The 22,630-nt window shown below is 70.4% G+C and carries 24 protein-coding genes; 18 read left to right on the top strand and 6 right to left on the bottom strand.

Translation table 11 applies throughout. The features are described 5' to 3' along the window. Positions 1 to 21: 21 nt before the first annotated feature. The 4 genes from ACQQ2N_RS14160 to ACQQ2N_RS14145 all read right to left on the bottom strand — a co-directional run bounded on the left by ACQQ2N_RS14160 (position 22) and on the right by ACQQ2N_RS14145 (position 4,556). Entirely contained in the window at positions 22 to 1,341 is a 1,320-nt protein-coding gene (locus ACQQ2N_RS14160) for an ABC transporter permease (protein WP_440222227.1), read from the bottom strand. Between the two features lie 11 nt (positions 1,342 to 1,352). Beyond that, positions 1,353 to 2,516, bottom strand: coding sequence for an ABC transporter permease (locus tag ACQQ2N_RS14155; RefSeq protein ID WP_440222226.1), 1,164 nt, complete (start codon positions 2,514 to 2,516; stop codon positions 1,353 to 1,355). 11 nt (positions 2,517 to 2,527) lie between these two features. Then, entirely contained in the window at positions 2,528 to 3,214 is a 687-nt protein-coding gene (locus ACQQ2N_RS14150) for an ABC transporter ATP-binding protein (RefSeq protein ID WP_440222225.1), read from the bottom strand. Positions 3,215 to 3,311: 97 nt separating this feature from the next. Then, entirely contained in the window at positions 3,312 to 4,556 is a 1,245-nt protein-coding gene (locus ACQQ2N_RS14145) for an efflux RND transporter periplasmic adaptor subunit (protein WP_440222224.1), read from the bottom strand. Positions 4,557 to 4,664: 108 nt separating this feature from the next. Between ACQQ2N_RS14145 and ACQQ2N_RS14140 the strand changes: the two genes are divergently transcribed. The 4 genes from ACQQ2N_RS14140 to ACQQ2N_RS14125 all read left to right on the top strand — a co-directional run bounded on the left by ACQQ2N_RS14140 (position 4,665) and on the right by ACQQ2N_RS14125 (position 6,862). Continuing rightward, a complete protein-coding gene (locus tag ACQQ2N_RS14140; protein ID WP_440222223.1) occupies positions 4,665 to 5,084 on the top strand; it encodes a DUF3052 domain-containing protein in 420 nt (139 codons plus the stop codon). Positions 5,085 to 5,118: 34 nt separating this feature from the next. Beyond that, entirely contained in the window at positions 5,119 to 5,805 is a 687-nt protein-coding gene (locus tag ACQQ2N_RS14135) for a fumarylacetoacetate hydrolase family protein (RefSeq protein WP_440222222.1), read from the top strand. Between the two features lie 81 nt (positions 5,806 to 5,886). Further along, positions 5,887 to 6,291 carry a large-conductance mechanosensitive channel protein MscL gene (mscL, locus tag ACQQ2N_RS14130; protein WP_440222221.1) on the top strand — a complete coding sequence of 135 codons (405 nt, stop codon included), beginning with the start codon at positions 5,887 to 5,889 and terminating at the stop codon, positions 6,289 to 6,291. A gap of 40 nt (positions 6,292 to 6,331) precedes the next feature. Continuing rightward, positions 6,332 to 6,862 (top strand): O-acetyl-ADP-ribose deacetylase, encoded by a 531-nt coding sequence (locus ACQQ2N_RS14125; RefSeq protein ID WP_440222220.1) that lies wholly within the window; start codon positions 6,332 to 6,334, stop codon positions 6,860 to 6,862. Positions 6,863 to 6,875: 13 nt separating this feature from the next. Here the strand turns inward: ACQQ2N_RS14125 and ACQQ2N_RS14120 are convergent, their stop codons facing one another. After that, complete coding sequence (locus tag ACQQ2N_RS14120; RefSeq protein ID WP_440222219.1) at positions 6,876 to 7,625, bottom strand: NYN domain-containing protein; 750 nt, start codon at positions 7,623 to 7,625, stop codon at positions 6,876 to 6,878. Between the two features lie 153 nt (positions 7,626 to 7,778). On the opposite strand from ACQQ2N_RS14120, the gene ACQQ2N_RS14115 reads away from it, so the two are divergent. From ACQQ2N_RS14115 to ACQQ2N_RS14105, 3 genes are all read left to right on the top strand, one after another. Then, positions 7,779 to 9,599 (top strand): assimilatory sulfite reductase (NADPH) flavoprotein subunit, encoded by a 1,821-nt coding sequence (locus ACQQ2N_RS14115; RefSeq protein ID WP_440222218.1) that lies wholly within the window; start codon positions 7,779 to 7,781, stop codon positions 9,597 to 9,599. Between the two features lie 111 nt (positions 9,600 to 9,710). Continuing rightward, complete coding sequence (gene cysI / locus ACQQ2N_RS14110) at positions 9,711 to 11,402, top strand: assimilatory sulfite reductase (NADPH) hemoprotein subunit (RefSeq protein WP_440222217.1); 1,692 nt, start codon at positions 9,711 to 9,713, stop codon at positions 11,400 to 11,402. After that, positions 11,399 to 12,124, top strand: a complete 726-nt coding sequence (locus tag ACQQ2N_RS14105) for a phosphoadenylyl-sulfate reductase (RefSeq protein ID WP_440222216.1) — start codon at positions 11,399 to 11,401, stop codon at positions 12,122 to 12,124. Before cysI ends, ACQQ2N_RS14105 begins: the two co-directional genes overlap by 4 nt. Before the next feature lie 418 nt (positions 12,125 to 12,542). On the opposite strand, the gene ACQQ2N_RS14100 is transcribed toward ACQQ2N_RS14105, so the two are convergent. Beyond that, positions 12,543 to 12,794 carry a hypothetical protein gene (locus ACQQ2N_RS14100; protein WP_440222215.1) on the bottom strand — a complete coding sequence of 84 codons (252 nt, stop codon included), beginning with the start codon at positions 12,792 to 12,794 and terminating at the stop codon, positions 12,543 to 12,545. 173 nt (positions 12,795 to 12,967) lie between these two features. On the opposite strand from ACQQ2N_RS14100, the gene ACQQ2N_RS14095 reads away from it, so the two are divergent. The 11 genes from ACQQ2N_RS14095 to metX all read left to right on the top strand — a co-directional run bounded on the left by ACQQ2N_RS14095 (position 12,968) and on the right by metX (position 22,622). Then, positions 12,968 to 14,401: a hypothetical protein gene (locus ACQQ2N_RS14095; protein ID WP_440222214.1), complete on the top strand. Its 1,434-nt coding sequence runs from the start codon at positions 12,968 to 12,970 to the stop codon at positions 14,399 to 14,401. A 77-nt stretch (positions 14,402 to 14,478) separates the two neighbouring features. Next, the gene (gene ccmA, locus ACQQ2N_RS14090; protein WP_440222213.1) at positions 14,479 to 15,129 is read left to right on the top strand and encodes a heme ABC exporter ATP-binding protein CcmA; all 651 of its coding nucleotides are present in this window, start codon (positions 14,479 to 14,481) and stop codon (positions 15,127 to 15,129) included. Further along, complete coding sequence (gene ccmB / locus ACQQ2N_RS14085; protein WP_440222212.1) at positions 15,126 to 15,809, top strand: heme exporter protein CcmB; 684 nt, start codon at positions 15,126 to 15,128, stop codon at positions 15,807 to 15,809. The genes ccmA and ccmB overlap by 4 nt, the downstream gene beginning before the upstream one ends. Further along, positions 15,806 to 16,564 carry a heme ABC transporter permease gene (locus ACQQ2N_RS14080; protein ID WP_440222211.1) on the top strand — a complete coding sequence of 253 codons (759 nt, stop codon included), beginning with the start codon at positions 15,806 to 15,808 and terminating at the stop codon, positions 16,562 to 16,564. Before ccmB ends, ACQQ2N_RS14080 begins: the two co-directional genes overlap by 4 nt. Continuing rightward, the gene (ccmD, locus tag ACQQ2N_RS14075; protein WP_440222210.1) at positions 16,561 to 16,737 is read left to right on the top strand and encodes a heme exporter protein CcmD; all 177 of its coding nucleotides are present in this window, start codon (positions 16,561 to 16,563) and stop codon (positions 16,735 to 16,737) included. Before ACQQ2N_RS14080 ends, ccmD begins: the two co-directional genes overlap by 4 nt. Continuing rightward, the gene (ccmE, locus tag ACQQ2N_RS14070) at positions 16,734 to 17,198 is read left to right on the top strand and encodes a cytochrome c maturation protein CcmE (RefSeq protein ID WP_440222209.1); all 465 of its coding nucleotides are present in this window, start codon (positions 16,734 to 16,736) and stop codon (positions 17,196 to 17,198) included. Before ccmD ends, ccmE begins: the two co-directional genes overlap by 4 nt. Before the next feature lie 52 nt (positions 17,199 to 17,250). Beyond that, on the top strand, positions 17,251 to 19,245 hold the full coding sequence (locus ACQQ2N_RS14065; RefSeq protein WP_440222208.1) for a heme lyase CcmF/NrfE family subunit: 1,995 nt from the start codon (positions 17,251 to 17,253) through the stop codon (positions 19,243 to 19,245). Further along, complete coding sequence (locus tag ACQQ2N_RS14060) at positions 19,242 to 19,787, top strand: DsbE family thiol:disulfide interchange protein (RefSeq protein WP_440222207.1); 546 nt, start codon at positions 19,242 to 19,244, stop codon at positions 19,785 to 19,787. The genes ACQQ2N_RS14065 and ACQQ2N_RS14060 overlap by 4 nt, the downstream gene beginning before the upstream one ends. Continuing rightward, complete coding sequence (locus ACQQ2N_RS14055; RefSeq protein ID WP_440222206.1) at positions 19,784 to 20,251, top strand: cytochrome c-type biogenesis protein; 468 nt, start codon at positions 19,784 to 19,786, stop codon at positions 20,249 to 20,251. The genes ACQQ2N_RS14060 and ACQQ2N_RS14055 overlap by 4 nt, the downstream gene beginning before the upstream one ends. After that, positions 20,248 to 21,513, top strand: a complete 1,266-nt coding sequence (gene ccmI, locus ACQQ2N_RS14050) for a c-type cytochrome biogenesis protein CcmI (RefSeq protein WP_440222205.1) — start codon at positions 20,248 to 20,250, stop codon at positions 21,511 to 21,513. Before ACQQ2N_RS14055 ends, ccmI begins: the two co-directional genes overlap by 4 nt. Further along, on the top strand, positions 21,510 to 22,622 hold the full coding sequence (gene metX / locus ACQQ2N_RS14045; RefSeq protein WP_440222204.1) for a homoserine O-acetyltransferase MetX: 1,113 nt from the start codon (positions 21,510 to 21,512) through the stop codon (positions 22,620 to 22,622). The genes ccmI and metX overlap by 4 nt, the downstream gene beginning before the upstream one ends. Positions 22,623 to 22,630: the final 8 nt, after the last annotated feature.

Here is a 22,630-nt window from a genome sequence, read left to right as displayed (position 1 = left end):
GTACGATTGGAAGCGATCCGGTCAGGATTCGCGCAGTGCCACCGTCACCGGCAGGCTCGCCGCCCGCAGCGCGGGCAGCAGGCCGCCGATGAAGCCGATCGCGAGCGCCCACTTGAGGCCCGTCGAGAGCAGTTCCGGCGACACGCGGAACTGGAACACGACCTGGCTGAAGTTGGAGCCGAGCGTCGACACCGTGTAGTTGTCGAAGATCAGCCACGCGATCGCGCCACCTAGCGCGCCGCCGAGCAGCGCGAGCAGCATCGTCTCGAGCATCACCGACACGATCACGGGCGGCGAACGGAAGCCGATCGCGCGCAGCGTCGCGATCTCGCGCGCACGCGTCGCGACCGCCGCGTACATCGTGTTGAGCGCGCCGAAGATCGCACCGATCGCCATGATCACCGCGATCGTGATGCCGAAGATGCGGATTACCTTCGACAGGTTCTCCGACTGCGCCGTGTAGTAGTCGAGCGTGGTCTTCGCATCGACCTTGAGGCGCGGGTCGGTCGCGATGGCCGCCTTGAGGCCGTCGAGTGCTTCGGGCGAGGTCAGGCGCAGCGTCGCGGACTGGTAGCCGCCCGTGCGGCGATACGCGGCGGCGACCGTATCGACGTCGCCGAGCAGCTCGGACTCGTGCGCATCGCCCGAGGCGAACACGCCGACGATGGTCCAGTCCTGGTTGTTGAGCGAGATCGTCGCGCCGGGTTCGAGGCCGACGAACTGCGCGCGAGCACCCTTGCCGACGATCATCTCGCGCAGGCCCGGCGTGAACGCGCGGCCCTCGACGACCTTGACGTTCGGGCGCAGCGCCCAGGCCTGCGGGCCGATGCCGCGCACCTCGACATTGGCGTCGGTGCCGGTCGACTTCTTCGGCAGGTTGGCGACGACGACGATCTCGGGTGACAGGATCGGCTTGCCCTCGGCATCGCGCAGGATGCCGGGCAGCTGGGTGAGCAGCGTGACGTCCTCGCGCGTGAGGCCCGAGCTGAGCTCGGCGGTCGCGCCGCCGCGCAGCACGATCGCGGTATCGGTGTCACCGGTGCTGCGCAGCGTCGCCTGCAGGCCCTCGCCCATCGCGAGCAGCGCGACGAGCACACCGACCACGCCGGCGATGCCGACCACGATCACCGACGACGCGCCGAGACGCTGGCCTACCGTCGAAAGACCCACACGCGTGACCGAGGCGGCCTGGCGCCCGCTGCGCGTCACCGCCATCCACAGCGCGAGCAGCACGGCGACCGCGAGCACCACCGGCCACGGCAGCACGACCCACAGCACGAGCGAGAGCACGATGAGCGCGGCGATGCCGAGGCCACGGAAGAAACCCTTGATGCGTGACATGTCGTGTCTCCTCAGCGGCCGGCCAGCGCGTCGACGATCTTCAGGCGCATCGCGCGCAACGCCGGCAGCACGCCGACGAGCAGGCCGATGAGCAGCATTACGGCGAACCCGACGCCCCAGGTGCGTGCACCGACAGGCGGCAGCTGCAACATGCCGCCGCTCATCGCCGACAGCGCCGGCAACAGGATCGCGACGAGGCCGAGGCCGAGCACGCCACCGAGCACGATCAGCAACACGGCTTCCGCGAACACGAGCCCGAGCACGCTGCGGTCCGAGAAGCCCATGGTCTTGAGCGTGGCGAGTTCGGGGATGCGTTCGCGCACGGCCTGCGCCATCGTGTTGCCGGTCAGCAGCAGCAACGTGAAGAACACCGCGCCCATGATCGCGCTGACCATGAGGCCGATGTCGCCGAGCTGCTTGGCGAACGACAGGTTGAACGCCTGCTCGGTCTGCGTCCTGGTCTCGTGGTCGGAGTTGGCCGACAGCGCGTCGATCGCCTTGGCGACCTCGTCGGAGCGGTTCGGATCCTCGACCTGCGTGATCATCCAGCCGACCGTGCCCGATCCGTAGCCGTTGGCCTCGTCGAAGTAGTCCCAGCGGAACAGCAGCTGCTGCTCCATGCCGCGCAGCTTCTCCTCGCGCACCGAGAACGTGCCGACCACGTCGAACGTCCACGTCGTGTCGCCGCTGGCCTTGTTCGGGAAGATCGCGCCGGTCACGACGACCTTGTCGCCGACCTTCCAGCCGAAGCGCTTCGCGAGCGTCTCGCCGAGCAGCGCGCCCGTGCGCGTGCGCTCGAACGCCTGGCGCGCCCCGTCGGACACGACGAGCTCCGGGTAGACCTTGAAGTAATCGGGCCCGATGGCGATGTTGAAGCCCTGGTTCTTCGGCTCCTTGTAGTAACCGCCGAACCAGTTGGCCCAGGTCACCGTCTTGACGCCCGGCGTGGCCTGCACGCGTGGGATGAGGCTCTGCGGCAACGGCTGGATGATCGAAAAGCGCGACGACACGATCATGCGGTCGACGCCGGCCGCGTCGCTGCCTGCCGTGAACGCGACGCGCACGCCGTCGAGCAGGCCGAACAGCACGAACGCGGCGAGCACCGACAGCAGTGTCAGCAGCGTGCGCGTCTTGCGCCGGAACAGTGCGGCCCAGACCAGATGGAAGTACTTCATGGCGAGTCTCCTCAGGCCGCGGCCTGGCCGACCAGCGTGCCCTTGTCGAGGTGCAGCGTGTGCGTCGCGTACTCGGCGGCCTTGGGATCGTGCGTGACCATGATGATGGTCTTGCCGTGCTCGCGGTTGAGCTGCTGCAGCAGGCCGAGCACGTCCTCGGCGGACTGGCGGTCGAGGTCGCCGGTCGGCTCGTCGCAGACCAGCAGGGTCGGATCCGAGACGATCGCACGCGCGATCGCGACGCGCTGCTGCTGTCCGCCCGAGAGTTCGTTCGGCTTGTGGCCGGCGCGGTCGGCGAGGCCGACGAGCTGCAGCGCGATCGCCGCGTTGCGCTTGCGCTGCGCGGCCGACAGGCGTGTCAGCAGCAGCGGCACCTCGACGTTCTTCTGCGCGCTGAGCATCGGCAGCAGATTGTAGAACTGGAAGATGAAGCCGACGTTCGAGGCACGCCACTTCGCGAGCGCGCCGCCGCCGAGGCGGTCGATGCGCTGGCCTTCGACGGTGAGGCTGCCGCCGCTCGGCGAGTCGAGGCCGCCGATGAGGTTGAGCAGGGTCGTCTTGCCCGAGCCGGACGGGCCCATGAGGGCGAGGAAATCGCCCTTGGCGATGTCGAGGTCGACGCCGTGCAGCACCTCGACCTTCTGCTTGCCGCGCTCGTAGACCTTGCTGACGCCACGGATCTCGACCAGGTTCGTCATCGCTCGTTCCTCGTTGCATGCCCCGCCGCCGCGGAAGGCGCGGCCTGCGGCAAACCCTGCCGGACGCGCGGCGCGCGCCCGGGCCCCGATCACGCGGTCACGGCGCGGGCGCCGCGACCTCCACCCTCGCCCCGTCGACGAGCCCGGCCGGCGGCACGCGCACGACGCGCGCGGCGACCGCGATGCCTTCGACGAGCCGCAGTTCGCCATAGGCCTGGCCCGGCGTCACCGCCTTCGCAGACGCACGCGACTCTTCGACCACGAATACGACGCTGCGGCCATCGCGCTGCACGATCGCGGTCGCCGGCACGAGCACGCCCTTCGGCGGCGGCGCCGGCGCGGCGGCATCGGCCGGCGCTGCCTGCTCCATGAACGACACGCGCGCGCCCATGTCGGGCAGGATGCGCGCGTCCTTCACGCCGAGGCCGATGCGCACCTTGACCGTGGCCTTGCCGCGGTCGGCGGTCGGGATGATCGCGATCACGTGCGCGTCGATCGTCCAGTCCGGGTAGGCATCGAGCACGGCCTGCGCGGGCGCGCCGCGGCGCACGCGATTGATGTAGGACTCGTTGACGTCGACCTCGATCTCGAGCGAATCCATGTCGACGATCGTGCCGACGCCGGTGCGCGTGAAGCCGCCGCCGGCCGACAGCGGCGAGACGATCTCGCCGACCTGCGCGGCCTTGGCGATGACCACGCCCGGGAACGGCGCGCGCACGGTCGTGTAGTCGAGCTGCACCTGCGCACTGCGCAGCTGCGCCTGGGCAAGATCGACGAAGCGCTGCTGCGCGAGCACCTGCGCGGCGAGCGCATCGACCTGGGTCGACGCCGACTCGGCGGCTTGCACCGAGACGAGCTTGCGGCCGACCAGATCCTGCTGGCGGGTCTGGTCGCGGCGCGCCTGTGCGAGCTGCGCCTGGAACTGGCCGACCTGCGCGCGCGCCTGCGCGAGCTGCGCCTCGGCCTGGCCGAGCGCGGCGCGCTGCGCGGTGTCCTCGAGGCGCGCCAGCACCTGGCCGGCCTCGACGCGCTCGCCTTCCTCGATGAGCACTTCGGACAGCGTGCCGGTGATCTGCGCCGACACGGTCGCCTGGCGACGTGCGGTGACGTAACCGGTCGCCTGCAACACCGCGGTCGGTGCGCTGCCGTGCGCGGCGGGCGCCGACGCCGTCGCGGTCTCGACGACGATGCGCGGGTTCGCGGCGAGGAACCACCACGCGGCCGCGCCCGCGGCGACGAGGACCGCAATCACGACGGCCACGATCAAAGGCGTGCGCGACCCCGTCTCGGGCGCGCTGCGGTCGATGCGCAGCTGGTTCAGGAGTTCGCGCTTGTCGTCCATCGTGTCCCCGTGCTCCGCCCTGCCCCGACGTGGGCGGCGAGTCTGCCATAGACTGTCGCGGCGACCGAGGTGCCACAAGGCACCACTTTCATGGCGACGAGGTGACGAATGTCAGGTACGCCCCCGGCCGGCTACTCGGGCAAACCCGTGTGGCAGAAGCTGGGCCTCGCGCCCGGTGCCGCGTTGCGCCTCGTCGACGCCCCGGCCGATTACGCGGCGCTGGTCGGCCTCGACGCGACCGATGGCACGTTCGCGGCACCCGGCGAGGCGTTCACGATCGCCCACGTGTTCGTGCGCGAAGCCGCGGTACTTGCCGGGCACCTGCGTGCCCTCGATGCCGAGCTTCCCGACACGGGCATGCTGTGGGTGTCGTGGCCCAAGCGCAGCGCACGCGTGCCGACCGACGTCACCGAGGATACGATCCGCAGCCTCGCGCTGCCGCTCGGCCTCGTCGACGTCAAGGTCTGCGCCGTCGACGCGACCTGGTCGGGCCTCAAGCTCGTGCGGCGCCGCCAACACCGCCGCTGATCCACCCTTCTCCTCATCCGCAAGGCTTTTCCCGATGACCTACGCCCTCGCTCCGCATCCGATCCCGAGCATCCCCGTCGCCGGCAGCGACCTCCGCTTCGCCGTGCGCCGCATCTACTGCATCGGCCGCAACTACGCCGAGCATGCGAAGGAGATGGGCGCGGAAGTCGACCGTTCCGCGCCGATCTTCTTCATGAAGCCGGCCGATGCGATCGTGATCGGCGACGCCGACGTGCCCTACCCCTCGGCGACCAGCGACCTGCACCACGAGGTCGAGATGGTCGTCGCGCTGTCGGGCGGCGGTCGCGACATCCCGGTCGAGCACGCGCTCGAGCGCGTCTACGGCTACGGCGTCGGCCTCGACCTCACGCGCCGCGACCTGCAGGCCGCGGCCAAGAAGAAGGGCGCACCGTGGGACACGGCCAAGGGTTTCGACCATTCCGCGCCGGTGTCGGCGCTGCGCCCGGTCTCGGAGATCGGCCACCCCGCCGATGCCGTGCTGTCGCTGCACGTCAACGGCGAGCTGCGTCAGCAGACGCGCACCTCGGACATGGTGTTCACGGTCGCCGAGGTGATCCACGAGCTGTCGAAGTTCTACGACCTCGCCGCGGGCGACCTGATCTTCACGGGCACGCCGGCCGGTGTCGCCGCACTGCAGCGCGGCGACCGCTTCGAGGCCGAGCTCGAAGGCCTCGCGACACTGCGCGGCACGATCCTCTGACGCGCAGATCGATGCGTTGCGTGTAGGCTATCGCCGCGGCGACCGGCACCCCGACCGGTCCGCGACGACGGGAGACTTCCGATGAGCTTCATCTCCGAATTCAAGACCTTCGCGATGCGCGGCAACGTCATCGACCTCGCGGTCGGCGTGGTCATCGGCGGCGCGTTCGGCAAGATCGTCTCCTCGCTCGTCGACCAGGTCATCATGCCGCCGATCGGCTACCTCATCGGCGGCGTCGACTTCTCGGCCTACAAGCTCGTGCTCGTCGACGCGGGCGCCGACGGCAAGGGCGAGGTCGCGGTCCAGTACGGCGCGTTCTTCAACACGCTGATCCAGTTCACGATCATCGCGTTCGCGATCTTCCTGCTCATCAAGGTGATCAACCGCGTCGTGCGCAAGGAAGAAGCCGCACCGGCCGCGCCGCCGGCCGACGTGCAGCTGCTCACCGAGATCCGCGACCTGCTCAAGCAGCAGCAGGGGCGCTGACGCGCCGATCCGCGGCGTCCGTCGCGCCGCGGATCTCCGCATGCTCCGCATCATCCAGGCCGACATCACCACGCTCGGCGTCGACGCGATCGTCAACGCCGCCAACGAGACGCTGCTCGGGGGCGGCGGCGTCGACGGTGCGACCCACCGCGCCGCCGGACCGCGCCTGCTCGCGGCCTGCCACGCGATCCCCGAAGTCCGTCCAGGCGTGCGCTGTCCCACGGGCGAGGCGCGCATGACGCCCGGCTTCGACCTGCCGGCACGTCACGTGATCCACACGGTGGGCCCGGTCTGGCGCGGCGGCATGCACGGCGAACCCGGGCTGCTCGCGTCCTGCTATCGAAACGCGTTCGCGCTCGCACGCGACGCCGGCCTGCGCTCGATCGCGTTCCCGGCGATCAGCTGCGGCGTCTACGGCTACCCGGCCAACGCGGCTACCGCGATCGCGGTGCACGCGTTCGCGACGCAGGCCGACGGCTTCGACGTCATCGCATGCTGCTTCGGCGCGACGATTCTCGGCGCCTGGCGCGACGCCGCGCGCGACGCCGGACTCGCGTTCGAGGACGCCTGATCGCCGCCGCCCGTCAGCCCTTGCCCGGCCGCCGCTTGCGCTCGCGCGCATAGACCGACTTGGCCGGCCCGGTTCCGATCAGGCGCTCCTCGATCTCGAACAGCTTCGTCGCGACGACGAGCTCGCGCAGCTTCGGGAAGCCGTAGCTGCGCGGATCGAAATCGGGCATCTGCTTGGCGATGTAGCTGCCGATCGCACCGAGATTGGCCCAGCCGCCGTCGTCGGAGGCCGCTTCGACAGCCTTGCGCAGCAGCGACGCGAGCTGCCGGTCCTTGCCGGGCTCCCGGGCCGGCTTCGGCGCATCGGCGGCGTCGTCGGCGCGCGGCAGCAGGATCTCGGTGTAGATGAACTTGTCGCAGGCCTTCACGAACGGCTCGGGCGTCTTCTTCTCGCCGAAGCCGTACACGGTCAGGCCCGATTCGCGAATGCGCATGGCCAGCCGCGTGAAGTCGCTGTCGCTCGAGACGATGCAGAAGCCGTCGAAGCGGTCGCCGTAGAGCAGGTCCATCGCGTCGATGATGAGCGCCGAGTCGGTGGCGTTCTTGCCGGTCGTGTAGCGGAACTGCTGGATCGGCTGGATCGAGTGCGACAGCAGCGTCTCCTCCCATCCCTTCAGGTGCGGCCCGGTCCAGTCGCCGTAGATGCGCTTGACGCTGGCCACGCCGTACTTGGCGACCTCGGCGAGCAGGCCGTCGACGATCGCTGGCTGGGCGTTGTCGGCATCGATGAGCACGGCGAGGCGGCTGGTCGCGGTCGTGGTCATGGTGGTCGGCTCCGTGGCGGGCACCGAGCATAGCGCAGCGCTTATCCCGACTCGCGCATAAGCGCATGCACAACGGTTTCTTCACGATCGCGGCGGCATCGCCCAGGATCGACGCATTCTGGACGCCCAGACGTCCGTTCCCTGGCCCGCCGCATGTCCGCGCACATCGCCGCTCCGCCGCAGGTGCCCTTGCCGGAAGACCGGACGGCGCTGCTCGGACGACTCGTCGAGGGCCTCGACGCCGGCGCGCTGTGGTGGTTGTCGGGCTACGCGGCCGCACTCGCGACGCGGGCAGCGGCATCGCCCATCCCCGCCGAACGCCATGCCGCGGCCACCGCCACGCCCGAGCGCCTGACCGTGCTCTACGGCAGCCAGACCGGCAACGCGAAACGTGTCGCCGAGCGCCTCGCCGCCGAGGCGACCGCCGGCGGCCTCGCCGTACGGCTCGTGCGTGCCGACACCTACCCGCTGCGCGAACTGGCCGCCGAGCGTGCACTCGTCGTCGTCATCTCGACACAGGGCGACGGCGATCCGCCCGACGACGCACGTGCGTTCGTCGAGCACGTGACCGGCAAGCGCGCACCGAAGCTCGATACGCTGCGCTACGCCGTGCTCGGCCTTGGCGACTCGAGCTACCCGCATTTCAACGCGATCGGCCGCCGCCTCGACGAGCGCCTCGCCGAACTCGGCGGCAAACGCCTCGCCGAACGCGGCGAAGCCGATGTCGACGTCGACACGGTTGCGAAGCCCTGGGCCGCGACGACGCTCGAGCGCGCGAGGGACGCGCTCGCCGCACGCACGAGCGGTGCCGCCGTGATTCCGCTGCGCGCGACCGCCGCGGTGACGCCGACGATCGCCCTTCCATCGCGCGATCAGCCGTTCGCCGCCGCCGTGCTCGCCAACCAGCGCATCACCGCGCGCGACGGCACGCGCGACATCCGTCATCTCGAGCTCTCGCTCGAAGGCTCCGGCCTGCACTACGAACCCGGCGACGCGCTCGGCGTGTGGCCGCGCAACGACGCCACGCTCGTCGACACGATTCTGGCCACGCTGAAGCTCGACGGCGAGGCAGCGGTCACGCACGCCGGCACCTCGCACGCGCTGCGCGACTGGCTCGTCTCGCATCGCGAGGTCACGCGGCTCGCGCGTCCGTTCATCGCGGCGCATGCCGAGCGCGGCGGCCACGCGGATCTCGCGGCGATCCTCGATCCGGCGAACCGCAATGCGTTCGCGCGACTGCTCGACACGCACCAGGTCGTCGATCTTCTGCGCGCGTGGCCGGCGACCTGGGACGCCACCACCCTCGTCGCCGCGCTGCGCGCGCAGACGCCTCGGCTGTATTCGATCGCGTCGAGCCGCAAGCTGGTCGGCGACGAGGCGCACCTCACGGTCGCACGCGTCGCCTGGGAGGCGTTCGGCCTCGACCACGCCGGCGCGGCCTCGGGCTACCTCGCGGCGACGGGCGACGACGCACACGTGCGCGTGTTCGTCGAGGAGAATCCGCGTTTCCGCCTGCCGGCCGATCCCGAACGCGATCTGATCATGATCGGTCCCGGCACAGGCGTCGCGCCGTTTCGCGGCTTCCTGCAGGAGCGCGCTGCAGTCGGTGCGCGCGGCCGCCACTGGCTGCTGTTCGGCAACCCGCGCTTCCGCAGCGATTTCCTCTACCAGCTCGAATGGCAGGAAGCCTTGCGCGAAGGCCGCCTGCAGCGCCTCGACCTCGCGTTCTCGCGCGACCAGGCCGAGAAGATCTACGTGCAGCACCGTATGCGCGAGCACGGCCGCGAGCTGTTCGCGTGGCTCGACGGCGGCGCGCATCTCTACGTCTGCGGTGACGCCACGCGCATGGCGCGCGACGTCCACGCCGCGCTCGTCGACATCGTCGCCGAACACGGCGGGCGCGACCGCGACGACGCCTCGGCGTGGCTCGACACCCTGCAACGCGAAGGGCGCTACGCCCGCGACGTCTACTGAGGCCGCCGCGATGACCCGACGCCCCTGCTGTTGTCGCCCACGCCACCGCATCGGACACGCCCGCGACGCCCTCGCGCCCACCGCACGTTCCACGCCCCGCCACGACCCGACATGACCTCGCCCTCCTCCCCCGTCGAACGCATCAAGGCCGCCAGCGACTTCCTGCGCGGCACCCTCGCCGAGAGCCTCGCCGACGCGCACACGGGCGCGATCCGCGACGACGACACCGTCCTCATCAAGTTCCACGGCAGCTACCAGCAGGACGACCGCGACCTGCGCGAGGAGCGCCGCCAGCAGAAGCTCGAGCCGGCGTGGAGCTTCATGATCCGCACGCGCACGCCCGGCGGCGTCGCCACCCCGTCCCAATGGCTGGCCCTCGACGCGCTCGCGACGCGCTACGCGACCTCGGGTCTGCGCGTGACCACGCGCCAGGCCTTCCAGGTGCACGGCGTCGTCAAGACCGAGCTCAAGGCCACGATGAAGGCGTTCAACGACGCGCTCGTCGACACGATCGCGGCCTGCGGCGACGTCAATCGCAACGTGCTCGTGTCGCCGAATCCCGTGGAATCGCCGCTGCACGCCGAGGTGCACGACTGGGCGCGACGCCTGTCCGAGCACCTGCTGCCGAAGACACGTGCCTATTACGAGATCTGGCTCGACGAGGAACGCGTCGCCGGTGGCGAGGACGAGGGCGAGCCGGTCTACGGCGCGACCTACCTGCCGCGCAAGTTCAAGACCGCATTCGTCGTGCCGCCGCACAACGACGTCGACGTGTTCGCGCAGGACCTCGGCTTCATCGCGATCGTCGAGGACGGCGCGCTGGCCGGCTTCGACGTGACGGTCGGCGGCGGCATGGGCGCCACGCACGGCGATGCCGAGACCTACCCACGCCTCGCCCACGTGATCGGCTTCGTGAAGCCCGAACAGGTGTTCGCGGTCGCCGAGGCCGTGCTGACCGCGCAACGCGATTTCGGCAACCGCGAGGTGCGCAAGCGCGCACGCCTCAAGTACACGATCGAGACACTCGGCATCGCGCGTTTCAAGGCCGAGGTCGAGCAGCGCGCGGGCTTCACGCTCGATCCGGCGCGCGCGTTCGCGTTCGAGCACAACGGCGACCGCTTCGGCTGGAGCGAAGGCCACGACGGCCGCTGGCACCTGACCTTGCGCATCGAGGCCGGCCGCATCGTCGACCGCGACACGCGCCGCCTGCAGAGCGGCCTGCGCGCGATCGCGCAGGTCCACGACGGCGATTTCCGCCTCACGCCGAACCAGAACGTCATCGTCGCCGACGTGGCCGCGAACCGGCGCGAGGCGATCGATGCACTGGTCGCCGAATACGGGCTCGACCTGCACGCGACCGCGAGCCCGCTGCGCCTCGCCGCGCTCGCCTGCGTCGCGTTGCCGACCTGCGCGCTCGCGATGGCCGAGGCCGAGCGCTACCTGCCCGAGTTCGTCGGCAAGGTCGATGGCCTGCTCGCCGGCCACGGCCTCGCCGAAGCACCGATCCACCTGCGCATCTCGGGCTGCCCGAACGGCTGCTCGCGCCCCTACCTCGGCGAGATCGCGCTGATCGGCAAGGCACCCGGCCGCTACAACCTCATGCTCGGTGCGGACCGGCGCGGCCAACGCCTCAACCGCCTGCACCGCGAGAACATCGACGAAAAGGAGATCCTCGGCGTGCTCGATGACCTGTTCGCGCGCTATGCGGCACGACGCCGCGACGGCGAAGGCTTCGGCGACTTCCTCGTGCGCGACGGCATCGTCGCTGACGATCCGGCCCTGCACGCGAAGGTGGCGGCATGAGCATCCTGCCCGACCTCGCCGCGGCCGCGACGGACGCGCGCGCGCTGGCCGAGCTCAACGACGCGCTCGATGCGAAGAGTGCCGAGGAACGCGTCGCCTGGGCGCTCGAGGCCTTGCCGGGCCCGCATGTTCTGTCGTCGAGCTTCGGCGCACAGGCTGCGCTGTCGCTGCACCTCGTCAGCCGGCTGTCGCCCGACATCCCGGTCATCCTCGTCGACACGGGCTACCTGTTCGCCGAGACCTACCAGTTCGCCGACGAGCTCACCGCACGCCTCGACCTCGAACTGCGCGTGTACCGGCCGAAGATCAGCCGCGCCTGGATGGAGGCCCGCTACGGCCGCCTCTGGGAACAAGGCCTCGACGGCCTGCAGCGCTACGATGCGCTGCGCAAGGTCGAGCCGATGCGCCGCGCGCTCGACGATATCGGCGCGCAGACCTGGTTCGCCGGCCTGCGCCGCAGCCAGGCCAGTACGCGCCGCGAGTCGCGCGTGCTCGAACGCCGCCACGGTCGCTGGAAGGTGCATCCGGTCGTCGACTGGAGCGACCGCGACGTCTGGGCCTACCTGCAGCGCCACGACCTGCCCTACCACCCGCTCTGGCACCAGGGCTACGTGTCGATCGGCGACGTGCACACGACGCGCCCGCTCGGCGAAGGCATGAGCGAGGAAGACACGCGCTACTTCGGCCTCAAGCGCGAGTGCGGGATCCATCTCGAGGTGTGAGGGGGGCCCTCGCGGCATGCCCGCTCGCTTCGCATCACGGCGAAATTGCCCGGCGTTGCCGTTCCTAGGTGCGTCGACAACCGACGTGGCGCTCAAGGGGATTCCGGCTTTCGCCGGAATGACGGAGTCTCGGTGACGACCGGATCGCGATGGGTTCGCGCGACGACATCGTTCCCGTACTGAAGCTTACATGTCGTCATTCCGGCGAAAGCCGGAGGCGCCTCACAACAGCGCGAAGCGCTGGTCATCCCCTTGAGCGCAGCTGAAACAGTAAGACCGCATTCCGCAGGCCTGCTCCTCATCGGAGTCACGGTCACATCGTGACCTTGCGGGAGCTCCGCGAGCACGTCCCGCAACCCAAGGCTGACAGCAGCCCGGCCATCGAATCACCCGGCGATGCATAGGTGCGAGCGCAGCCTCAACGCTTGCGCAACGCCCGCAACCGCGCCGTGAAATCGAGCAGGTGGGTGACTCGTGCCGGCGAGGTCGGGCGCATCGGAAAACGGGCTTCGCCCGGGCCACCGGTGCGGCGGCGGATCTCGGCGAGCAAGCGGCGGTACGGCGCGGACTCGCGGCCGTATTCGATGAACGCCTCCCAGGCACGCAGTTCGAGTTCCTCGTCGTCGAGGCGACCGATCGGGAACGGGACGAGCACGGCGGTCTTGCTCATGGCGGCGGCATCCCTGGCTACGGCATCGACGGCCCCTGCGGCGGATCGTCGCCGGGACCGGAGTGCGAGCGTAGCGCATTCCGCGGCTGGTTGGGCCATGCAACCCGCACCGACGATGTCCCGATTCACCATACCGTTGCGTACTCGCGGAATTCCCCCCGGAAACCGCCCCGATGACCTCCAGACCGCTCGCCGCCCTCCTAGCCCTGCTCACCTCCACCGCCGGACCCGCCGTGGCCGGCACCGTGATCGGTGACATCTTTCCCGACACGAGCTATGCGAGCGGCCAGATCCGACCGGGCTGGACGCGCTTCTACTACGGGTCGATGGACGAACGCGCGGTCGGCTTCGCGCGTACGGCCGACGGCGGCAGTGTCGTCGTGCTGTCGGTCCCGGGTGGCGCGGTGGGCCCGCAGATCGGCCTGTTCAGGCTGACCGCCGACGGCCAGCTTGCCGGCACCGGCTTCGGCACGCTCGGCCGCCGTCTCGTCGATGCGGGCTTCACCTCGGTGACCACGATGACCCTGGATGCCGAAGGCCGCATCCTCGTCGCGGGCACGATCCCGGGCATGGGTGGCGTCTCCGATTTCGGCATCATGCGCTTCAACACGGACGCGAGCACCGACGCCACGTTCGGCACCGCAGGCCGCGCGATCGTCGGCTTCGACACCAGCATCGCGTTCGCCGACGGCCCGACCTCGATGCTCGTGCAGGCCGACGGTCGCATCGTGATCGCGGGCAGCTCGCAGCCTTCCGGCAGCCTCAGCGAGTTCGCCGTGATCCGGCTGATGACGTCCGGCGCGATCGACACGAGCTTCGGCACGATCGACAACGGTGCCGGTGGCCGGCGCGGCACGCGCGCACCGTTCTTCACCGGCAAGGCGGCCTACGGCGCCAAGATCCTGCGGGCGATCGGCGACAACTTCGTCGTCGTCGGTACCACCGTCGTGAGCGACCTCGATACCGACTTCGCCGCGCGTATCCTGTCGTCGAACGGCCTCAACATCGCCGGCGACGTCGGGTCGATCGCGCTGCCGATCGACGAACCCGGCCCCGGCAACTCGATCTACGACAACGCGACCTCGGCCGCGCTCAACGACCTGCGCACGATTACGGTCGTCGGCACCGCGAGCGGCCGCGCCGCCGCACGCCGCATCGTGTTCGGGCCGCCGTCCGGATCGGGTTCGTACACGAGCCTGCAAATCGACACGAGCTTCGTCGGCAGCGCGATCCCGGGGCGGCCCTACCGCTACGTCAGTGCCTACGCCAACACCCCGGCCGAGGATGTCGTGGTCCGCGGCGACGGCAAGGCGTTCCTGGTCGGGCGCAACGTGCCCTCGGGTGCCGACATGCTCGGCCTCACGATGCGCCTGAAGCGGGACGGCTCGCCCGACACGAGCTACTCGACCGAAGGCACCTACGCCTACCGCGCGCCGACCAGCAGCGGCGCCAACAACTACGCGACCGAGTTCAAGGCCGTGCGGCTCGACGGCGGCAAGCCGCTGATCCTCGGCAGCGCGGTCGACGCCACGGCGGCTTCGACCGACTACGACGGCGTCGTGCTGCGCCTCAACTCGGACCACATCTTCGGATCGGCTTTCCAGTAACGGCAACCGCGACCGGACCGCCACGACACGCTGCCGCATGGCGCCTCCGCGGCCGTGCGGCTAGCATTGCGGGTTCGATGGCGGCCCTTCCTTCCCACGACGCGCCACCCCTGCTGCATGCGCGCGGCCTCGCGTTCGCGCGCAACGACGAGCCCGTGTTCGGCCCGCTCGACTTCACGCTGCATGCGGGCGAGGTGGTACTCATCGAGGGCGACAACGGCGCCGGCAAGACCACGCTGCTCAAGGTGCTGTCGGGCCTGCTCGAGCCGGCCTCGGGCGAGATCCTGCTCGACGGCCAGCCGCTGACCCTCGCGCGGCTGTCGCACAAGGTCGCCCTGCTCGGCCACCTGCCCAGCCTCAAGGGCGACCTCACGCCGCTCGAGAACCTGCGCTTCGCGACCGGCCTGTTCGGCGCGCGCCCGGGCACCGACGCGATCGCGGCGCTGGGCGAGGTGGGTCTCGAAGGCTACGAGGACGTGCCCACGCGGCAGCTCTCCGCCGGACAGAAGAAGCGCGTCACGCTGGCCCGCCTGCTGCTCGTGCCGGCCATGCTGTGGCTGCTCGACGAACCCTACGCAAACCTCGACCGCGGCGGCATCGACCTCGTCAACCGCCTGCTCGACGCACACGCCGCACGCGGCGGTGCGGCGCTCGTCACCTCGCACGGCGCCTATGCGTTCACCTCGGGTGCGCCGCGACGCCTGCCGATCCGTCCGGTGGCTGCATGACGACGGCGAGCGCCTCGCGCGCCTGCGCCGCGCTGCTGCGCCGCGACCTGCTGCTGACCTGGCGACGCCGCGGCGACGCGCTGAGCCCGGTGCTGTTCGCGATCATGATCGTGATGCTGTTCCCGCTCGCGCTGGGTCCCGAGCCGAACCAGCTCGCGCGCATCGCCGCCGGCATCGTGTTCGTGGCGATGCTGCTGGCCGGCCTGCTCGCGCTCGACACGCTGTTCCGCGCCGACTACGACGACGGCGCGCTCGAGCAGCTCGTGCTGTCGCCGCATCCGCTGGCCATGCTGCTCGGCTGCAAGATCCTCGTGCACTGGTTGACCACGGCGCTGCCGCTGCTCGTCGCCGCGCCGCTACTCGCCGAGATGCTGCACCTGCCGCGCCACGTGCTGCCCGTGCTGCTCGGCGCGCTCGCGCTGGCGACGCCGCTGCTGAGCCTGCTCGGTGCGGTGTGCGTGGCGCTGACGGTCGGCATGCGGCGCTCTGGTATGCTGCTGGCCCTGCTCGTGCTCCCGTTGTACGTCCCCGTGCTGATCTTCGCGGCCGGGGCCTGCGACGCGGCGCAGGCAGGCCTGCCGTTCACGGCACCGCTGTTGTGGTTGGGGGCTGCACTCGCGATGGCGCTCGTGCTCGCTCCGATGGCGTGCGCGGCGGCCCTGCGGATCTCGATCTCATGAATACGCTGACGCTGTGGTTCCACAAGATCGGTTCGCCGCCGACGTTCTACCGCCTCGCCGGGCGGTTCACGCCGTGGCTGTTCGCGCTGGCCGCGCTGACCGGCCTCGTCGGCCTGTACGGCGGGCTCGTGCTCGCGCCGGCCGATTACCAGCAGAGCGACGCCTACCGCATCATCTTCATCCACGTCCCGAGCGCGTGGATGAGCCTGTTCATCTACTTCGTCATGGCCGTCAACGCGTTCATCGCGCTGGTCTGGCGCATCAAGCTGTCCGAGACGCTGGCGATGTGCTGCGCGCCGATCGGCGCCGCGTTCACCGCGATCACGCTCGCCACCGGCTCGATCTGGGGCAAGCCGATGTGGGGCACGTGGTGGACTTGGGACGCGCGCCTGACCTCGGAACTCGTGCTGCTGTTCCTCTACGTCGGCGTGATCGGCCTGTACCACGCGATCGAGGATCGTCGCCAGGCTGCACGCGCGGCTTCGTTCCTCGCCCTCGTCGGCATCGTCAACGTGCCGATCGTGCATTTCTCGGTGAAGTGGTGGAACACGCTGCACCAAGGGTCCACCGTGCGCCTGCTCGGCCCGTCGGCGATCGACGCGAGCATGCTGTGGCCGCTGCTGCTGATGGCGCTGGCGACCAAGCTGTGGTTCCTCGGCAGCCTGTTCGCACGGGCCCGTGCGAGCCTGCTCGAACTCGAGGCCGGCAAGGACTGGGCACGCGAGGAAGCCCTGCGCACAGGAGCCGCGCCATGAGCGAATTCCTCGCCATGGGCGGTTACGGCGCCTACGTGTGGTCGTCCTACGCGATCTTCGCGGTGGTCCTCGCGATCGACTACATCGCCCCGCGCCTGCACCGCCGCCGCGTGCTCGCCGAGCTGCGCGGCCGCATCAAGCGCCAGCAGAAACGAACGGAGACCCCGACGTGACCCCGACCCGCAAGCGCCGTCTCGTCGCGATCTCGATGATCCTGTTCGCCGTCGGCGTCGCGACCACGCTGACCGTGTTCGCGCTGCAGCAGAACATGACCTACCTCTACACACCGAGCGAGATCCTCGCCGGCAAGGTGCCGGCCGACGCGCGCTTCCGCATCGGCGGCATGGTCAAGGACAAGTCGATCGAGCGGGGCCAGTCGTTGACCGTCGCGTTCGTCGTCACCGACGGCGACGGCGACATGCGCGTGGAGTACGAGGGCATCCTGCCCGACCTGTTCCGCGAGAAGCAGTCGGTGATCGCGACGGGCTCGATGCAGGGCGATCGCTTCGTCGCCACCGAGGTGCTCGCCAAGCACGACGAGAACTACATCCCGCGCGACGTCGCCGAAGCGATGGGCAAGGCGCACCAGAAGCACAACGTGCCCGAGGACGCGGCCAAGCCGTCCACGTACTGATCCCGCCCGTCGCCGCGCGCGACTGCATCCACCCGAAGGCACAGCCAGCGCCATGCTTCCCGAACTCGGTCAATTCGCCCTCATCCTCGCGCTGCTGCTGTCGATCGTGCAGTTCGTCGCCCCGCTCGTCGGCGTCCAGATCGGCAACCGCGCCCTCATGGCGGTCGGCCGCCCCGCCGCGATCGGCCAGTTCGTGTTCCTCGCGATCGCGTTCGGCATCCTCACCCACGCGTTCATGGTGCAGGACTTCTCGGTCGCCTACGTCGCGCAGAACTCGAACCTCGCGCTGCCCTGGTACTACCGCTTCTCGGCGGTGTGGGGCGCGCACGAAGGCTCGCTGGTGCTGTGGATCCTCATGCTCGCGCTGTGGACCGTGCTGGTCGCGGTGTTCAGCCGCCGCCTGCCCGAGGACTTCATGGCACGCGTGCTCGGCGTGCTCGGCTTCGTCAGCGTCGGCTTCCTGCTGTTTGCGGTGCTCACGTCGAGCCCGTTCGAGCGCCACCTGCCCGCGCTCGCCGACGGCCGCGACCTCAACCCGGTGCTGCAGGACTTCGGCCTCATCGTGCATCCGCCGATGCTCTACCTCGGCTACGTGGGCTTCTCGGTCGCGTTCGCGTTCGCGATCGCCGCGCTGCTCGGCGGCCGCCTCGACGTGCAGTGGGTGCGCTGGTCGCGGCCGTGGACCAACGTGGCCTGGGGCTTCCTCACACTCGGCATCGCGCTCGGCAGCTGGTGGGCCTACTACGAGCTCGGCTGGGGCGGCTGGTGGTTCTGGGATCCGGTCGAGAACGCCTCGTTCATGCCGTGGCTGGTCGGCACCGCGCTGATCCACTCGCAGGCCGTCACCGAGAAACGCGGCAGCTTCCGCGCGTGGACCCTGCTGCTCGCGATCTCGACGTTCTCGCTGTCGCTGCTCGGCGCGTTCCTCGTGCGCTCGGGCGTGCTGACCTCGGTGCACTCGTTCGCGAGCGATCCCGAGCGCGGCCTGTTCATCCTGTCGTTCCTGACCGCGACGGTCGGCGGTTCGCTGCTGGTCTACGCGCTGCGCGCGCCGAAGGTCGCCGGTGGCGAGCCGTTCGAGACGGTCTCGCGCGAGACGCTGCTGCTGATCAACAACCTGCTCTTCACGTGCGCCGCGGCGATGGTGCTGCTCGGCACGCTCTACCCGCTGCTCGGCGAGGCGCTCAACCTCGGCCGCATCTCGGTCGGCCCGCCCTACTTCGGCTTCATGTTCGTGCTGCTCATGGCGCCGGTCGCGCTGCTGCTGCCGTTCGGTCCGTTCGTGAACTGGCGACGCGGTGATGCCGGTGCCGCGATGCGGGCGTTGCGCCCTGCGCTGTTCCTCGCCGTGGTCGCCGCGCTCGCGGCCTGGCTCGTCGCGGGCGCGCTGCCGCTCAAGGGCGTCATCGGCGTCGCCGGTGCGATCTGGGTCGGCCTCGGCATCCTGCTCTACGCGGCACGCCGCTGGCGCCTCGCCCCGGCCGGACGCCGCTTCACGCCCGAGATGCTCGGCATGATCCTCGCCCACTTCGGTGTCGGCGTGTTCCTCGCCGGCGTGCTCGTGACCGAGGCGACCAGCGTCGAGAAGGACCTGCGCCTCGACATCGGCGAGACCGCCGTGCTTGGTCCCTACACGTTCCGCTTCGACGGCGTCGCGCACACCGAAGGCCCCAACTTCAAGGCCGACCAGGGCACGATCACGATCCTGCGCGACGAGGCGACGGTCGCCGTGCTGCATCCGCAGAAGCGCCAGTACGGCGAGAACACGCAGATCCAGACCGAGTCGTCGATCGATCCGGGCTTCACGCGCGACCTCTACGTCGCGCTCGGCGAACCGCTCGGCGACGCCGGCGCGTGGTCGGTGCGCATCTACCACAAGCCGTTCGTGCGCTGGATCTGGCTCGGCGCGCTGATCATGATGCTCGGCGGCTTCGTCGCCGCGGCCGACCGGCGCTTCCGCGTCGTGCGTTCGGGCGCGAGCGAACCGCAGCCGGTGCCCGAGTCCACGTCCGCCACGACGACGCAACCGGCCGGAGCGCACGCATGAATGCGCGCCTCGTGCCGCTCGCGGGCTTCCTGCTGCTCGTCGCGCTGCTCGCCTTCGGCATCTCGTGGATGCGCGAGAACCGCATGAGCGAGGTGCCGTCGCCGCTGATCGGCAAGCCTGCGCCCGCGTTCGCGCTGCCGCTGCTCGCCGACCCCGAACGCACGTTCGGCGCCGCCGACCTGCGCGGCAAGCCCTACCTGCTCAACGTGTTCGCGAGCTGGTGCTTCGCCTGCCTCGACGAGCATCCGCTGCTCATGGCCGAGGCGAAGAAGCTCGGTGTCCCGCTCGTCGGCTTCAACTACAAGGACGAGCCCGACGACGCGAAGCGCTGGCTCGCACGCTTCGGCGATCCCTACACGACCATTGTCGCCGACCGCGACGGCCGCGTCGCGATCGACTTCGGCGTCTACGGCGCGCCCGAGACCTTCCTCGTCGACGCGCAAGGGGTGGTGCGCTACAAGCGCATCGGCGCGATCACGCCGATCGTGCTCGCCACGGAGATCAAGCCTCGGCTCGCCGAGATGGCCAAGGGGACGCCATGACGATGTTCTTCCCGCGCGCACCGCGGCTGCTCGCCGCCGTGCTCGCGCTGTCGATCGCGCTGCCTGCCGCGGCGATCGACGTGCTGCCGTTCAAGGACCGCGCCGAGGAGCAGCGCTTCCAGAACCTCGCGCGCCAGCTGCGCTGCCTCGTGTGCCAGAACGAGAGCCTCGCCGACTCCAGCGCCGACCTCGCCAAGGACCTGCGCGCCGAAGTGTTCGAGCAGATGCGCCAGGGCAAGACCGATGCCGAGATCAAGCGCTACCTGACCGATCGCTACAGCGATTTCGTGCTCTACAACCCGCCCGTGCGCGGCGGCACGCTGCTGCTGTGGGTCGGTCCGTTCATCGTGCTCGTGATCGGCGGCATCGCGGTCGCGACGATCGTGCGCAGGCGCGCCGCCGTGGCGCGCACCGGCGCCCCGACCACCACCACACCTGATCCTGCCGGGGACGACTGGACATGACGACGTTCGCCATCTGGGCCGTGGCGATGCTCGTCGCCGCGCTCGCGTTCCCGCTCGTGCCGCTCATGCGCGGCCGTCGCGCCGCCGCGGCGACACCCGATGCGCGCCGCCTCAAGGCGCTCGACGAAGCGCTTGCGACCGGCGTCATCGATGCCGACGAGTACGCGCGCAAGCGCGCCACGCTGGCGGCGACGACGCCCGCAGCCGCCGAAGCCGGTCCCGTGCGCACGCGTGCCGCGGTGACGACGGCGCTTCTGCTCGCCGTGACCTTGCCGATCGCGGCGATCCTGCTCTACCGCGCCTACGGCGAGCCCGACGCGCTCGATCCCGCGCGCATCGCCGCGCGCGCCGCGGCTGCGGGCGCCGGTGAAGCTGAGCACGGCGTCGACATGACGCAAGCCGTCGAAGGCCTCGAGAAGAAGCTGCGCGAGGAGCCGAACAACCCCGACGGCTGGGCCCTGCTCGGCCGCGCCTACCAGTCGATGGGCCGCTTCCCCGAGTCGCGGGACGCGCTCAAGCGCGCGGTCGATCTCGCGCCCGACAGCACCGACCTGCAGGTCGAATACGCGCAGGCCGTCGGTCTCTCCAACGAAGGCCGCCGCCTCGTCGGCGAGGCGCGCGAGATCCTCGAGAAGGTGCTCGCGGCCGACCCGGGGCATCAGCGCGCGCTGTGGCTGATCGGCATCAGCGACTACCAGGCCGGCCAGTACGCGGCCGCGGTCGATGCCTGGAACCGCCTGCTGCCGAACCTGCCGCCCGAATCCGACATCGCGCAGAGCGTGCGCACGCAGATCGCCGAAGCGCAGCGCCTCGGCGGCCTCGGCGACGTCGCTCCCGCGGCCGCACCGCCCGTCGCGGCGGCGACGCCACCGGCCGCACCGGCGAACGACACGACGGCGCCCGCCAGCGGCGAAGGCCCGCGCCTGATCGTGCGCGTCACGCTCGATCCGAAGCTTGCCGCCGAGGTGCCTGCCGACGGCACGCTGTACATCTTCGCCCGCGCCGCCAATGGCCCACCGATGCCGCTCGCGATCCATCGCGGCCCGGCCAGCGCGCTGCCGCTCACGGTCACGCTCGACGACTCGATGGGCATGATGCCGTCGATGAAGCTGTCGATGTTCCCGCAGGTGATCGTCGGCGCGCGCATCTCGCGCAGCGGCAACGCGATGGCACAGAGCGGCGACCTGCAGGTGCTGTCGACGCCGATCGACGTGACGCGCCGCGAGCCGATCGACCTCGCCATCGACAGCCGCGTGCCATGACCGAGGCGGTCGCCGATGCCCGGCGCTGGCACGCGCTGCCGTCGCCGTTCCCGATGAAGCGCGGCGGCGCGCTCGTCGACGCGCGCCTCGCCTACGAGACCTGGGGCGAACTCTCGGCCACGCGCGACAACGCGATCCTGATCCACACGGGACTGTCGCCGGGCGCGCACGCGGCCTCGAATGCCGAGGATCCGTCGTCGGGCTGGTGGGAAGGCATGATCGGCCCCGGGCTCGCGATCGACACCGACCGCTGGTTCGTCGTCTGCGTCAACACGCTCGGCAGCTGCAAGGGTTCGACCGGCGCGGCCTCGATCAACCCGGCGACCGGCGAGACCTACCGCCTCGACTTCCCCGACCTCACGCTCGAGGACGCCGCCAACGCCGCGCAGGATCTCGTGCGCGCGCTCGGCATCGCGCGCCTCGCCTGCCTGCTCGGCAATTCGATGGGCGGCATGACCGCGCTCGCGCACCTGGCCCAGCACCGCGGCTGCGCGCGCACGCACATCAGCATCTCGACCGCGCCGCAGGCGCAGCCGTTCGCGATCGCGATCCGCTCGCTGCAGCGCGAGGCGATCCGCCTCGATCCGCAGTGGGACGAAGGCCGCTACGACGACGAGCGCTACCCCGAAGCGGGCATGAGCATCGCGCGCAAGCTCGGCGTGATCACGTACCGCTCGGCGATGGAATGGGTCGGCCGCTTCGCGCGCATCCGCCTCGACGCCGAGCGCCGCGAGGACGATCCGTTCGGCGCCGAGTTCGAGATCGAGTCGTACCTGCAAGGCCACGCGCGCCGCTTCGTGCGCAGCTTCGATCCGAACAGCTACCTGTACCTCTCGCGCGCGAGCGACTGGTTCGACATCGCCGAACACGGCGGTGGCGACGCGCGCGCGGCGCTGGCCGGCCTCGGCATCGAGCGCGCGCTCGTGATCGGCGTCGAGACCGACATCCTGTTTCCGCTGTCGCAGCAGCAGGAGATCGCCGACGGCCTCGTCGCGGGCGGCACCGCGGTCGATTTCGTCGCGCTCGACAGCCCGCAAGGCCACGACGCGTTCCTCGTCGACCTCGAGCGCTTCGGCGCCGCGATCGCGCGGTTCCTGGGGTCGCTGTAGAATCGGGC

The sequence above is a fragment of the Dokdonella aquatica genome, assembly GCF_051987395.1.
Lineage (GTDB): Bacteria > Pseudomonadota > Gammaproteobacteria > Xanthomonadales > Rhodanobacteraceae > Dokdonella.
Note: the sequence above shows the minus strand (reverse complement) of the source record. Positions and strands in the feature narration are given on the sequence as shown.